The organism is Pseudomonas sp. NPDC090203, from assembly GCF_044746765.1.
Classification (GTDB): domain Bacteria; phylum Pseudomonadota; class Gammaproteobacteria; order Pseudomonadales; family Pseudomonadaceae; genus Aquipseudomonas; species Aquipseudomonas putida_AD.
Genome location: NZ_JBIVCV010000004.1, coordinates 387668 through 399912, shown reverse-complemented (window position 1 = coordinate 399912; position 12245 = coordinate 387668). Strand labels below are relative to the sequence as shown.

15 protein-coding genes are annotated in these 12245 nt (G+C 60.4%); 5 read left to right on the top strand and 10 right to left on the bottom strand.

Annotated elements, in window-relative coordinates; genetic code table 11:
- Positions 1-10: 10 nt before the first annotated feature.
- Together ACIPO9_RS09685 and ACIPO9_RS09680 are read right to left on the bottom strand one after the other, a co-directional pair.
- Complete coding sequence (locus tag ACIPO9_RS09685) at positions 11-832, bottom strand: alpha/beta fold hydrolase (protein ID WP_400780546.1); 822 nt, start codon at positions 830-832, stop codon at positions 11-13.
- Positions 833-1075: 243 nt separating this feature from the next.
- Complete coding sequence (locus ACIPO9_RS09680) at positions 1076-1387, bottom strand: hypothetical protein (protein ID WP_400780435.1); 312 nt, start codon at positions 1385-1387, stop codon at positions 1076-1078.
- A 308-nt stretch (positions 1388-1695) separates the two neighbouring features.
- Here ACIPO9_RS09680 and ACIPO9_RS09675 point away from each other — a divergent pair, with 308 nt between their 5' ends.
- Both ACIPO9_RS09675 and ACIPO9_RS09670 read left to right on the top strand, forming a co-directional pair.
- Positions 1696-2583 carry an NAD(P)H-binding protein gene (locus ACIPO9_RS09675; RefSeq protein WP_400780432.1) on the top strand — a complete coding sequence of 296 codons (888 nt, stop codon included), beginning with the start codon at positions 1696-1698 and terminating at the stop codon, positions 2581-2583.
- A gap of 170 nt (positions 2584-2753) precedes the next feature.
- The gene (locus tag ACIPO9_RS09670) at positions 2754-3341 is read left to right on the top strand and encodes a hypothetical protein (RefSeq protein ID WP_274130435.1); all 588 of its coding nucleotides are present in this window, start codon (positions 2754-2756) and stop codon (positions 3339-3341) included.
- Between the two features lie 198 nt (positions 3342-3539).
- Here ACIPO9_RS09670 and ACIPO9_RS09665 read toward each other — a convergent pair whose 3' ends face one another.
- The 6 genes from ACIPO9_RS09665 to ACIPO9_RS09640 all read right to left on the bottom strand — a co-directional run bounded on the left by ACIPO9_RS09665 (position 3540) and on the right by ACIPO9_RS09640 (position 7312).
- On the bottom strand, positions 3540-3830 hold the full coding sequence (locus ACIPO9_RS09665; protein ID WP_400780429.1) for a hypothetical protein: 291 nt from the start codon (positions 3828-3830) through the stop codon (positions 3540-3542).
- A 201-nt stretch (positions 3831-4031) separates the two neighbouring features.
- Complete coding sequence (locus ACIPO9_RS09660) at positions 4032-4361, bottom strand: hypothetical protein (RefSeq protein WP_274130437.1); 330 nt, start codon at positions 4359-4361, stop codon at positions 4032-4034.
- A 370-nt stretch (positions 4362-4731) separates the two neighbouring features.
- Positions 4732-5430, bottom strand: coding sequence for an anti-sigma factor domain-containing protein (locus ACIPO9_RS09655; protein WP_400780427.1), 699 nt, complete (start codon positions 5428-5430; stop codon positions 4732-4734).
- Positions 5427-5975, bottom strand: coding sequence for a sigma-70 family RNA polymerase sigma factor (locus tag ACIPO9_RS09650; RefSeq protein ID WP_400780424.1), 549 nt, complete (start codon positions 5973-5975; stop codon positions 5427-5429). The genes ACIPO9_RS09655 and ACIPO9_RS09650 overlap by 4 nt, the downstream gene beginning before the upstream one ends.
- 105 nt (positions 5976-6080) lie before the next feature.
- Positions 6081-6608 (bottom strand): DUF3455 domain-containing protein, encoded by a 528-nt coding sequence (locus ACIPO9_RS09645; RefSeq protein ID WP_400780423.1) that lies wholly within the window; start codon positions 6606-6608, stop codon positions 6081-6083.
- 164 nt (positions 6609-6772) lie between these two features.
- On the bottom strand, positions 6773-7312 hold the full coding sequence (locus ACIPO9_RS09640) for a carboxymuconolactone decarboxylase family protein (protein ID WP_400780421.1): 540 nt from the start codon (positions 7310-7312) through the stop codon (positions 6773-6775).
- 114 nt (positions 7313-7426) lie between these two features.
- Between ACIPO9_RS09640 and ACIPO9_RS09635 the strand changes: the two genes are divergently transcribed.
- Positions 7427-8389: a cupin domain-containing protein gene (locus ACIPO9_RS09635; RefSeq protein WP_400780418.1), complete on the top strand. Its 963-nt coding sequence runs from the start codon at positions 7427-7429 to the stop codon at positions 8387-8389.
- 78 nt (positions 8390-8467) lie between these two features.
- Here the strand turns inward: ACIPO9_RS09635 and ACIPO9_RS09630 are convergent, their stop codons facing one another.
- Both ACIPO9_RS09630 and ACIPO9_RS09625 read right to left on the bottom strand, forming a co-directional pair.
- Positions 8468-9238 (bottom strand): SDR family oxidoreductase, encoded by a 771-nt coding sequence (locus tag ACIPO9_RS09630; RefSeq protein ID WP_400780416.1) that lies wholly within the window; start codon positions 9236-9238, stop codon positions 8468-8470.
- Between the two features lie 36 nt (positions 9239-9274).
- The gene (locus tag ACIPO9_RS09625; RefSeq protein WP_400780413.1) at positions 9275-10249 is read right to left on the bottom strand and encodes a zinc-binding alcohol dehydrogenase family protein; all 975 of its coding nucleotides are present in this window, start codon (positions 10247-10249) and stop codon (positions 9275-9277) included.
- A gap of 207 nt (positions 10250-10456) precedes the next feature.
- Here ACIPO9_RS09625 and ACIPO9_RS09620 point away from each other — a divergent pair, with 207 nt between their 5' ends.
- Both ACIPO9_RS09620 and ACIPO9_RS09615 read left to right on the top strand, forming a co-directional pair.
- The gene (locus ACIPO9_RS09620) at positions 10457-11086 is read left to right on the top strand and encodes a CGNR zinc finger domain-containing protein (RefSeq protein ID WP_400780410.1); all 630 of its coding nucleotides are present in this window, start codon (positions 10457-10459) and stop codon (positions 11084-11086) included.
- Positions 11087-11237: 151 nt separating this feature from the next.
- The gene (locus ACIPO9_RS09615) at positions 11238-12113 is read left to right on the top strand and encodes an alpha/beta fold hydrolase (RefSeq protein ID WP_400780409.1); all 876 of its coding nucleotides are present in this window, start codon (positions 11238-11240) and stop codon (positions 12111-12113) included.
- Positions 12114-12245 lie beyond the last annotated feature (132 nt).

Genomic DNA, 12245 nt, shown 5'->3' with positions numbered 1-12245 from the left:
GCCCTGCGCATCAGGCCTTGATAAAGGCCAGAAGGTCCTCGTTGATGACTTCCGGATGCGTCGTGCACATGCCGTGCGGGTAGCCCTTGTAGACTTTCAGCGTGCCATTTTTCAGAAGCTTGATCGAAAGCTCCGCTGAGTCTGCAATCGGCACGATCTGGTCGTCATCGCCGTGGAGAACCAGCACCGGCACCGTGATTTTTTTCAGGTCCTCGGTGAAGTCGGTTTCCGAAAACGCCTTGATGCAGTCGTAGTGGGCTTTGGCGCCGCCCATCATGCCCTGACGCCACCAGTTTTCCTTGATGCCCTCGGACACCTTCGCGCCTTCCCGGTTGTAACCATAGAACGGCACCGGCACGTCCTTGTAGAACTGCGCACGGTTGGCGGCGAGTGCTGACCGGAACCCGTCAAAGACGTCGATCGGCAGACCGCCAGGGTTCTTCGCCGACTTGACCATGATCGGCGGCACAGCGCCAATCAACACCGCCTTGGCCACCCGACCCGCGCCATGTTGAGCGACGTAGCGCGCCACCTCGCCGCCACCGGTTGAGTGACCGATGTGTACGACATTCTTCAATTTGAGATGCGTGACCAGCGCAGCGACGTCTGCCGCGTAAGTGTCCATGTCGTTGCCCGTGGAGGTCTGGGTCGAGCGCCCATGACCGCGACGGTCGTGGGCAATGACCCGATAGCCTTTGGAGACGAAGAACAGCATCTGAGCATCCCAGTCATCGGAGCTGAGCGGCCAGCCATGGTGAAACACGATGGGCTGCCCCGAACCCCAGTCCTTGTAGAAAATTTCTGTGCCGTCTGAGGTGGTGAAGCTCGTCATGTCATTGCGTCCTTCTTTGGGAGTCGCCGCTGTGGCGGCCTGGGCGCTGGTTGCGCCCATGACCATAGCTGAAAGTGAACCTGCAGCCAGCGCCGTCGCGCCGACCTTGAGCACCTGCCTGCGTGAGCTCGATGGTGTGTTGGGAGTGTCAGACACAGTCGTTACCTCTCTTGGGTCGTAAACGAAAGTCATCAGGGGTGGGCGCCAACGGTGCCCACCGCAAGGTCAGGAAGATTGATAGGTTCAGCTGTGCGAAGCGCCAGCACTGCCGGCGTCACAGACTTGTATGGAGAGCAAAGCGTCATGGGCCATCAGCGTGTCGAAGGCAGGTTGGAACAGATACTCGAAACTGGCTCGCATCGCATCGATGGAATTCCAGGCGCAGTGAATGGCCCAACGCCCCACAGGGCGCTCAGCGGTATCCAGTTGGCAGCACACACAACCATCGGAGGCTTTCAGACGTGCAACCGATTCCTGCATCAGGTGCCCACAGGTCTGGGAGAAACACTCGCGGGTATGAATCAGAACGACTTTTTCCAACGTGTCAGTGTTCATGGGATTCCCCGATAAATGGCCAGTGCCGAGTCATCAAGGCGCCAGACGGCAGCGCAAGAAAAATGCTCGAACTGGTTCGTATGATCTTGCGCGCGAGAGCGGTGCGCCATTATCGGTTCGCATAGGCAACCCACACCTTGGTATGGCGTATGTACAGGGCATATCGCCCACTCGCAGGCCTCACATCGAGGCCGTGCGCGACTGAAATCCGAGCAGGCGCATGGCAGGAATCACGACGCTTTTCGTCGTTTTATTTTCAAATCCCCAACTGCACGATGTGGCGGACCTCCTCTTGGGAAATCGCCGCCATGACTGTTTCACCGTCCAACCTTCCCGCCGTACACACGCCTCGCATCGCCATTTCGGGCGCCACCGGCCGGGTCGGTGCGCAGTTAATCAATAGTCTGATCAACGACCCTGTCGACCTCCTCGCTCTAACGCGAACGCCGGCCAAAACCCGGTTTCCATCCGGAGTCGACGTGGCGAGCATTGACTTCGACCAGGCGGACACACTGCCCCAGGCACTTGATGGCGTCGACACGCTGTTCCTGGCACATGGCACTTCAGACCGCCAGGTCGAAAATGAAATTGCACTGATTGACGCGGCTGTCGTGGCGGGCGTGACACATATCGTCAAGCTCTCGGCGATGGGGCCGGCGACACCGCTCAACCCATTCGCCTGGCACATGCGCATCGAGGCCCATCTGGCGATCCAGCCTGTGGCATCTACCGTGTTACGGCCCACGGCCTTCGCTGACGTACTCAAACGCGCCGGGGCTCAGGTGGCGAATGGAACCTGGGGCGGATCGGCAGGCAACGGAGCAGTCAACTTCATCGACACCCGGGATGTCGCGCAGACCGCCAGGGTCGCCTTGCTCGAAGAGGTCAGCACGCGCTCCCAGCGGGCTTATCACCTGACAGGGCCTCGCGCCTGGACGATGCAAGACATTGCCGCTGAGCTGACCCGCCTGCTGCAGCGGCCGGTTGCTTACCATCAGCGCTCTGCCACCGAGCATCGCGCAATGCTGATCAGAGAAGGCGCATCAGCGCTGATGGCCGATCTCCTGAGCGGTATGGACTTGATGTATCACGAATCGGCGCTGTCGGAGATCACCTTGACTGTTGAACAGATGACAGGCGAATCGCCGCGCGATTTATCAGACTGGTTGATCGAGAACATCAGCCTGTTCCGCTGATGCTTTGTAATTCAGAGACGAACGTCGTGCAGGCTGGGCAGCGATCCTTTCACACCAAGGTATAGCTGAGCTGTATTCAGGTAGGAGTGAGGCCCGAGGCAAACTGGCTTATCGTTTTCCCCACGCCAGATGTCGATCAACGCTTACATCGATTGTGAGGGCCATTCGTCATGGACAGTTGGAACACTCGTCAGCCAAGCGACTCTCTCGGTCTTATGGCCACCCGACATGCCACGCTGGATTCGGCCCAGACCTGCGAACGTATCGCACTGCTGGAGTTGCTACAGCAACACCTGACGACCACCGTCCAGTTGCACCAGTACGTCCACAGCCTGGAAATCAGGCTGCGCAATGTGAGCTTTGTCGACGTCCGGGAGTTGTTCCATCGCATCGGGGTTGCCACCGAGCATTGCTCGGCATTTCTTGATGAGCGGATTCGCGACATGGGCGGCGCGATGCAACTGCAACGGCAGATCGTCAACGCGCTGAGGCTGAATCAGGACGATCGCTGGTACGAATTGAGTTTTGCAGCCTGCATCGATCAGATCACCCAACGAACACATGCTTTGATGGCGTTTTCAGCTCAGGCCAAAAGATTAATGGATCGCGCCGTCATCAGTGGCGATTACAACAGCCTGCATGTCATGACCGATTGCGTCTATCAGATCAGCCAACTGGTGGCGCTGATCCAGATCCATATTCCCCTGGAGCCGCTGGCAATGGCCAAGCAGGCTTCGGCCCGATCAGAAAGAGGATGAACCAGCAGGCTTGTCGGTGAGTTCTAACGCAATGCCAGACGCAACTCTCTCGCTTGAGAGAACCATCACCTGGAATAAAGGCTGACGAACGCAGGGTGAACCATGCGACTCCCCGCTTGATGGCGTTACTGAGCGTCCGCAATGGGTCGATAGCGGCCACTGGCGCCAGACCGTTACGGCCAGAATTTAACGTGCGAGCTATGCCAGCGTGCACAATGTGTCCATGAACATCGGGCCCGATAAATCTCGTACTGCACCATCGCCAGCAACGAAACAGCCCGCAGCGCCAGCGAACGACTCCTGCTCATCAACAGGAATGTCCAAACTGCAATGGACTATGTAGCGGAATAGCCAGCCACCCGCGACGCGACCGCAAGGTTCCACTGTCTGGTGATAGCCATCAACCGACAGCGGCCCGGCACCGTGTTGCTGAGCAACACGATATGCCGCGCGGTAGCTGGATTCATCGAGTGAGGTTTCGTTTTCCATTTGAATTCGGAATGGCTAAGAAGGGGCAATTATCTACACACTCACGCGAAATGTCCGTACGCCAGCTACCAGCCAGAAGCAGCCGGCCGGTGGGTAAAGCCACATTGCTCATGATCTTAACGGCTACTCGCGAGGCAGCATGACCGGCTCCATCGTGACTCCAGACACCTCACTTCGGCCAGTCGTGCTGCCACCGTTGGTTCAGTCTTCGTTGAACGGCCCTGCCTCAAAGGAGATTTGACCGTCCATAAACTCTCGCACCCAAATGTCGCGCGTCTCTTCGCCCACGCCTTTGACTGTGAAACTAAGTTTCGGCAATAAGCGTGCAACCACTTCGAAAAGTGCACGAACTGACCAGCTATCCAACGAAAAGTACGCATTGGACTCGGTGCATGCGGTGACGAGGTCGGTGTAAACGTCTTGGCTGAGGGCGTTACTGTCCAGGTATGCGATCAACTCCGATCGCACGCTGTCCAGTACCAGCAAGTCACCGTCCAACGGTTGGACCCAAACATCAGTGTGAAAGCTCATTGCAGACCTCCGTGTAATGGTTAAAGGCATTTTGCCGTACGCTCCACGGCTATGCCTAGTCAGCTTCCCTGATATTCAATCTCACGCATTTCAACAGTTCTCTCCTTCTGAGGCCCTTGGTATAGCTCATTCGACCGTCGTGATTTTCCCGCATACCCGCTGCCGTTGATTTCAACAACCGCCTCAATTGTGTCGATCGAACGACCGCTTGTGGCCGATAGCAGCCTGTGGTGACCGGCCGCTCCCGGCCATAACCAGCCACTCCCAACATAACGCCTCTGCCAGAAACGCACAGCCTCTCAACAACGGCATCCTCGCCGAGTTCGCGACCTTACATCAGGGCTACTCAAGCCGCCCCCCTGACACTGGCTCATATCACCTTCACCGCACGACCTATGAACTGAATCGGGCCGGTCGGCCGACCGGTTGGCGACCCTCCGGCTTTCTCCAGGGTCAGTTCGAATAGCTGATCAGGTTCAAGCGGCGGCAGGCTCTGCAATGGAACGCGGTTAGGCGCGCCTGGCTTGACCAGACCCAGGGAAACCGGGGCGCCCCACCGCTCGCCTTTGGTCCAGAATTGCAGCGCCATGCCATCGGGAACCGAATCCTGCCCCAGCGGAAGCAACTCGATGGTTCGGTTGTCGTTGGCCTGTACCACCCAGCCGGGCGCCTGGCTGTTCGGAGCCACCAGCACCACCAGGTATTGGGTCGTGGGCGCAGGGGCATTGAGCAGGATGAACGCCAGCATCAGGCTTGCCGCAAGCCCCGCCGCACTCAATCCCTGCCACAGGCCCAGGCGCTGCCACCAGCTCGCCTGACGTTGGGCGGGCGCTGCGGCAAACTCGTCAAGGCTGCGCTGGATACGGCCCCACAGTCGGGCACTGGGCGGCACCGGCGTGGCGAGTTCGGTGAGGTCCAGCAGGCGAACCTCCCAGGCATCCACGGCGGCTCTCAGTGCAGCGTCGGTGCGCAGGCGCTCGGTCAGGTCGGCATGTTGTTCGGGGGACAGCGTTCCCAGCACATATTCTCCGGCGAGGGCGTCCAGTGTTTCGGCGGCTTCGGGCTTCATTCCAGACACTCCCGCAGCGCCTTGAGGCTGCGCTTGATCCAGGCTTTGACAGTCCCCAGCGGCGCACCCAGCAAGGTGGCGATTTCGGCATGGCTGCAGCCGTCCACGTAGGCGTGCAGGATGCAGCGCTGCGGTGTGGGTTGCAGTTGCTCAAGGCAGCGGTAGATCTTCGCCGACCCTGACCACAGGTCTGCATCGTCCTGCCCCCCGTGCAACACGACGCCGGTATCGATCCCGGACTCATCCAGCTCGGTTTCCCGCCGCGTATCGCGTATCGAATTCAGCGCCAGGTGGCGGGTGATGCTGTAGATCCAGCCCCGGGCCGAACCGCGCTCGGGATCGAAGCTGGCTGCACGGGTCCAGATGCGCACCATGGCATCGTGCACAACGTCTTCTGCCGTGGCGTGGTCGCGGGCGATGCGCCGGGCCACACCCAGCATACGTGCCCCCTCATGATCGTAGAGCGCCTGCAAGGCTCTCCGGTCGCCCTGTGCACAGGCCTCCAGACAGCGGTGGAAATCGAAGGGGGCAACAGGCGCGTTCAACGTGAGCGGTGTCCTTGTTTCAAACGAGGTGCCCCGGTCATCTGACCGGGGTGCTTGCCCAACAGCGTAGAGGATCGATCACAACGGCGTCTGCCTGATTGCGTATCACTTGGCCGTCCAGAACACATAGTCTGCCTGATACTTGACGATCTGCTGCGCGCCCTTGTTCTGGGCGGTGCAATCGCTTGCCGGGGCCACGCCGCCACGGGTAGCCACGCGCTGGATGTAGCTGACCCCTTGCATAGCGCCCTTGCCTTCGACCGGGTTGGCTTTGACCAGTTGATACGGCAGGTCGCCGTCCGCCGCTTTTGCCACCGCCAACTGGGTGCCGGTGACTTTCGAACCGTCCTTGGCCTGCCAGGTAGCCGGAGGGCCGAAGTAGTCACCCACGGGTTTGCCGGCACGGTCGTTGAGCACGGCCTTGGGGCCGACGAAGGTCCATTCTGTCTTGCCAGGGGCATCGGTCTTGTCGCGGCATTGATACGTGATTTCGCCGACGCCGACGGTTTCAAGCATCACCCGATGGCCATCAGGGACTTTGACCGCATCCGGCAGCGCGGACTGGGCGTGGGCAGTCTGCAGGCCGATAGCGAGGCTGCAGGCGAGCAGGCAGACGGAGGTTTTGATGTTCATGGGCAGTGCTCCTGAAGGATCATTGGGCTGGGCAGTCAGATGCCGCCCATTACCAATACCCGCCAGTTGCAGAACTGGATGCACCGCCTGAAAAAATAATTGCGCGAGGGTCTGGGCATCCCGACGGGGATACCCAGCCTGCCCGGTTCGACGCGGTCAGTGATTCACTTCACCGGCGGCATGTCGATGTCGGTGTCGTTGATGCGGTTGAAGGTATTGGTGAAGATGGTCAGCGCGATCGTCAGCGAGATTTCCGCCAGTTGCGCATCGCTGTAACCCGCCTGGCGAACCGCAGCAACATCGGCATCGCTCAGGGTGCCGCTGGTTTTCTGCAGCTTCAGTACGAAGCTGACCAGGGCATCGCGCTTGCTGTCCCCTGTCGAGGTGCCCTGGCGGATCTGGGTCAGGACCTGGGACGGCAGGCCGGTCATCTTGCCCAACATCACATGGGCCGCAACGCAGTAGTCACAGCCGGTCTGCTCGCTGACCAACAGCTTGATGGTTTCCAGGTCCTGTTTGCTCAGGCTGCCGTTGGCCAGCACGCCCTCGGCATTGAGCACAGCCGACAGTGCATTCGGCACCAGATGGCCTAATGCAGCGAACAGATTAGGCACGGTACCGCCGGCGATTTTCCGGACTTCGGCATAGACGTCAGCGGTGGCGCCAGTGGCAGTTGCAACAGCGGGGATTGCGATGCGGCTCATGGTGAAACTCCTGCTCGGTGGGTTAGATGGCTCCACTTTATCCAGCACCCATGATCTTGTAGAGACTCAAATCGCTCACTATAGTGCTCATAAGTATCAACTACGGACATCGCCATGACCGCTTCTTCCCGCCAGCAGGACTGGCTCAGCCGACTGCTGGAGATGATTACCGTCAAAGGACGCCTGGAACTGCGGTGCGCATACGGGGCGCCGTGGCAGGTCGTGTATGAAGAGTCGGAACCGGGAGAGATGCCCTATCACGTGGTGATGCGCGGGTCGGCCATTCTCGAAACCCCGGGCCTTGGCGCGCCGCGACGATTACAGGCCGGTGACGTGCTGCTGATGCTGCATGGCTCTGAACACCTGTTGCATGACGGCAGCGGCATCAGCCCGCCCAAGGCGAGCTACCGGGATGAGCTCAATCTGGTGGTCAGTGAAAACACCGGCGGCGGTGAGCCCCTGGAAATGCTCTGCGGCCGCTTCGTGATCCGGCCACCCCATGACCGCTTCATCAGGGACTATTTGCCGGGCCGCTTGATCGTCCGCACGGCCAGCCAACCCTCTGACACCCAGACGCACACGCAACTGACTCATCTGCTGGCCGTGATGCGGCAAGAGTCACTGGTCGCAAGCCTGGGCGGCAATGCCATGCTGGATGCCCTGTCTACCGCGCTGTTCACCATGACCCTGCGCCTGGCCAGCGAATCGGCAGACACACCGGTGGGCCTGCTGGCGATGGCAGGCCACCCAAGACTGGCACCCGCACTGACCGCGATCTTCAACGACCCGGCCCGGGCTTGGACGCTGCCGGAGCTGGCGGATCTGTGCAACATGTCCCGGGCGACCCTGATTCGCCATTTCCAGGACAAGGTGGGCAAGTCTGCGAACGCCATCCTCACCGACGTGCGCATGACCATGGCGGCCAATGAACTCACCTCCACTACCCTGCCTACCGAGGCGATTGCCGAAGCCGTCGGCTATCAATCCGTCGCCGCGTTTCGGCGTGCCTTCACCCAACGCATGGGGATGACCCCGGGCGACATTCGCAGGTCCAGACACCCGGGCGCGACTCCATGAAAGGACCATGAACGCAAAAGCCAGGTGCCACACCGGTTCGGTGGCACCTGGCTTGTCAGGCAGGATGTGCACTCAACCTCAGACGGATTTCACCTCTCCCCCGTCGATCCGCAACGCCGATCCGGTCATCCATTTCGCAGACGGCGACACCAGGAACGCCAGCAGGTCGGCGATCTCTTCAGGCTCGCCAAATCTTGAAATCCCGGCATTCTGCGGAAACCTGATCGTCGCTTCCTCAACACTCATGCCATTGGCAGGTGCCCATTTTTCCAGAAAGGAACGGCGGCGCCCCGTCATCACCGGCCCCGGCAACACACTGTTGACCTGGACGCCCTCCTGGATGCCGCGATCAGCGAACGCCTTGGCCAGCGACACAATGGCAGCGTTGATGGTCGCCACCGCTGCATAGCCGGCTTTTGGCGTATCCGCCGAGTTGCCAGACATCAGCACCACCGAACCTTGTGATGCCTTGAGCGCAGGCCACGCCGCCAGCGTCATCCGCCGTGCGCCGTGCAACTTGAGCTCGGCACCGTCGTGCCACTGTTCGTCGGTCATCTCGAACAGATCGATCTGAGGCACGGCCCCGGCGATGTTCAACAGGGCGTCAATCCTGCCAAACCGGGCCAGCGCTTGCTCAACCACTTCTGAGGGCACACCCGGTGCGGAAACATCGGCGTCCAGCACCAGCGCTTGCGCACCGATCGCCTCGACCTGCCGGGCCGTGTCTTGCAGGTTCTCGCGGTTTCGCGCCACCAGGACCAGTGCCTCAAAATCCCTGGCCAGGCGTAGGGCTGTGGCGCGACCGATCCCCTGACTTGCACCCGTGACAATAGCTACAGACTTCACCATCGCAATTTCCTCATTCAACGCATTTGGGTTGGGGGATCAATCGACAACCACGACCATTTTGCCGGCCGCTTCGTTGGCCTCCATGACGCGGTGAGCCTCATGGATTTCTTCGAATTTGAAGACTCGCGTCGGTTTGACGTCGAGCCTGCCGGCGGCTGCTTCCTGGGCAATGGCCTGCAGCGGCACATCGGCCAGCGGGAAGCCCTCGGTGCCGAACACGAAGCTTCCAAAGAAGGTCAGATAGACGCCACTGGACATCTGCAACAGCGGATTGAAATCGGCGATGGGCTCAAGCCCGCCCAACCAGCCTGCCAGGCACACGCGCCCGCCCCGGCGAACGATCGCCAGCGAATCGATCACCGTGCTGTTGCCCACCAGATCGAGTACTGCATCGAAGGTTTTCGCGCCCTTGATCCGGGCGGACAGCTGCGGCCCTTCCAGTTCCACTGCCACGGCGCCGAGGTCCTTGAGCATCTGGGTGCGTTTCTCGCTGCGAGTCGTGGCAACCACACGCGCCCCAGCGTTCACCGCCAGTTTCACCGCGGCCTGGCCGAACGATGAGGTCGCACCTCGAATGAGAACGGTCTGGCCCTTTTCGATCTCCAGATTGCGGAAAAGACAGGTCCACGCCGTGGCGTAGGTTTCCGGGATCGCCGCCAGTTCGGCCCACGGCAGATCGGCGTCGATCAAGGCCACGTTGGAAACCGGTGCACGAGTGTATTGCGCGTAGCTGCCGTTAATGGTGCGGCCCAGCCCTCCCATCAAGGCAGCCACCTTCGCCCCGACCGGGAATTCGCCGCCGGGGCATGACTTCACGATGCCCACGCACTCGATGCCGCTGACCGGTGCCGCTTCCGCCCATTCACCCCGGCGCATGTGCATTTCGGCGTGATTGATGCCGAACGCCTTGATCTGAATGACGACGTGCCCTTCCTCGGCCGTGGGCTCCGGGATGTCTTGATAAACCAGGCTGTCCAGACCGCCGAATTTCTCTAGAACGATCGCTTTCATAAGATTCTCCTGCAGAGGCCGTTTAGGCACCTGATCCGATTGGCTGGGTAGACGTCGCGTGAGAGGGAGGCCAACCGGGGTCGTCATCGACGCCGCCCGAGTAACCTCTCTACTGCCGGCTTGGAGGTTAGTAACGGCATAGTAACTTGTCAAACACATTTTGAATGGTTACTCTTTTTCGACACTTCCAGAGATAGCGAGCATTCGATGAGCACCCATTTGCACGGTCCGGCGATGTTCATCGCGGACGCCCCGGCGCTGGATTTCCTCAATTCCATCGCTACCCCGGGGGACGAGGTCGTTGACTGGATTGGCGATGGGCAGGGACTGCTCGACTGGCTGCGCCAGGCAGGCTGGGTCAGCGAGCACAACCTGCAGCAGATCGCCCAGGAGGCCATGCCCGGTGAGCTGGAGATGGTCGCCGGGCAAACCAGGGCGCTGCGCGACTGGTTCAGGGATTTCGTTTTGACGCACCGGGGTCAGCCACTGTCGCCCCGAGCCCTGGAGGACCTCGCTGCGCTCAACCGCCTGCTGGCCAGGGACGAAGGCTTTACCCAGATAACCGTCACCGATACGGACGCCTCGAAGCTGACCCTTGCGCCGCGCAGACGCTGGAAAACCCCGGATTCATTGCTGCTGCCTATCGCTGAGCAGTTGGCGACGTTCATCTGCGACGAGGACTTTTCCGACGTCAAAAGCTGTGAGGGTGCCAGTTGTACCCTGATGTTCGTCGACCACACCCGCGGCAAGAAACGTCGGTGGTGCAGCATGGCGGTGTGCGGCAATCGCGCCAAGGCGGCGGCGCACCGCGAGCGCAAGAAGTCCGACGCAGTGTGATGGGCAGTCATCAGGCGAAGATCCCGAGCGCTGAAAACAGGAGAGAAAACAATAACCTCTTAAAATGCATTTGACAGGTTACTAAAGCTGTGCGAACTTCAGATACGCAGCTGTATCTGCCTATCCCCGCACACGCCAAGAGGATCACGTCATGAATACTGCAAATGCTTCAACGCCGGTGATCAACCACGCCTCCGCAGACGCTGACGGCGTCAGGGTGTTCTATCGAGAAGCCGGCGACCGCGCCCTGCCCACCCTGCTCCTGCTTCACGGTTTTCCAAGCTCGTCCCATCAGTTCCGCCAGTTGATCCCCCTGCTCGCCCCGCACTTCCATGTGATCGCCCCTGACTTGCCGGGCTTCGGCTTCACCGAAGTGCCAGAGGCCAGAAACTACGTCTACAGCTTCGACGGGCTGGCCAGGACCCTGGCGGACTTCGTCGATGCCCTGGGACTCAAGAGCTACGCAATGTACGTCTTCGACTACGGAGCACCGACCGGGCTGAGGCTTGCGCTCAAGCACCCGGAGCGTGTCACCGGGCTGGTCAGCCAGAACGGCAATGCATATCTGGAGGGGCTGGGTGATGCCTGGGCGCCGATCCGGGCCTATTGGGCTGAACCCACCGCGGCCAATCGGCAGGTAATCGCCGATGCCGTGTTGAACCTGGAAGGCACGCGCTGGCAGTACGTGCATGGGGTCAGCCAGCCCGAACTCATCGCGCCGGAAGGCTACACACTGGATGCGCTCTTGATGGAACGCACCGGGAACAAGGACATCCAGCTGGACCTGTTTCTGGATTACGCCAACAACCTGAAGCTGTACCCGGAGTTTCAGGCGTTCTTTCGTGCGCACAAGATCCCGACGCTGGTCATCTGGGGCAAGCACGACCCGTTCTTCATTCCCCCGGGCGCCGAGGCGTTCAAACGGGATAACCCGCAGGCGGTGGTCGAGCTTCTGGACACCGGCCACTTCGCACTCGAAACCCATGCTGCGCACATCGCCGCGCGCATCATCGAAGTGATCCGCTGATAGCCGTAGAGCCGCCCCTCACGAGTCGCTGCCATGGACGGCGCACTTGCCCCCTCAAACTCCCGAGCCCGTTTCCCGTCAGTTGGAGCCCTAGTCGATCCTGTCTGAGCTTTTGAGACTTTGGAGCATTTT

What these genes read in the sequence shown, in the direction of transcription:
- ACIPO9_RS09685 (WP_400780546.1), bottom strand. Translation starts at nt 832, where the DNA reads ATGACGAGCTTCACCACCTCAGACGGCACAGAAATTTTCTACAAGGAC.
- ACIPO9_RS09680 (WP_400780435.1), bottom strand. Translation starts at nt 1,387, where the DNA reads ATGAACACTGACACGTTGGAAAAAGTCGTTCTGATTCATACCCGCGAG.
- ACIPO9_RS09675 (WP_400780432.1), top strand. Translation starts at nt 1,696, where the DNA reads ATGACTGTTTCACCGTCCAACCTTCCCGCCGTACACACGCCTCGCATC.
- ACIPO9_RS09670 (WP_274130435.1), top strand. Translation starts at nt 2,754, where the DNA reads ATGGACAGTTGGAACACTCGTCAGCCAAGCGACTCTCTCGGTCTTATG.
- ACIPO9_RS09665 (WP_400780429.1), bottom strand. Translation starts at nt 3,830, where the DNA reads ATGGAAAACGAAACCTCACTCGATGAATCCAGCTACCGCGCGGCATAT.
- ACIPO9_RS09660 (WP_274130437.1), bottom strand. Translation starts at nt 4,361, where the DNA reads ATGAGCTTTCACACTGATGTTTGGGTCCAACCGTTGGACGGTGACTTG.
- ACIPO9_RS09655 (WP_400780427.1), bottom strand. Translation starts at nt 5,430, where the DNA reads ATGAAGCCCGAAGCCGCCGAAACACTGGACGCCCTCGCCGGAGAATAT.
- ACIPO9_RS09645 (WP_400780423.1), bottom strand. Translation starts at nt 6,608, where the DNA reads ATGAACATCAAAACCTCCGTCTGCCTGCTCGCCTGCAGCCTCGCTATC.
- ACIPO9_RS09640 (WP_400780421.1), bottom strand. Translation starts at nt 7,312, where the DNA reads ATGAGCCGCATCGCAATCCCCGCTGTTGCAACTGCCACTGGCGCCACC.
- ACIPO9_RS09635 (WP_400780418.1), top strand. Translation starts at nt 7,427, where the DNA reads ATGACCGCTTCTTCCCGCCAGCAGGACTGGCTCAGCCGACTGCTGGAG.
- ACIPO9_RS09630 (WP_400780416.1), bottom strand. Translation starts at nt 9,238, where the DNA reads ATGGTGAAGTCTGTAGCTATTGTCACGGGTGCAAGTCAGGGGATCGGT.
- ACIPO9_RS09625 (WP_400780413.1), bottom strand. Translation starts at nt 10,249, where the DNA reads ATGAAAGCGATCGTTCTAGAGAAATTCGGCGGTCTGGACAGCCTGGTT.
- ACIPO9_RS09620 (WP_400780410.1), top strand. Translation starts at nt 10,457, where the DNA reads ATGAGCACCCATTTGCACGGTCCGGCGATGTTCATCGCGGACGCCCCG.
- ACIPO9_RS09615 (WP_400780409.1), top strand. Translation starts at nt 11,238, where the DNA reads ATGAATACTGCAAATGCTTCAACGCCGGTGATCAACCACGCCTCCGCA.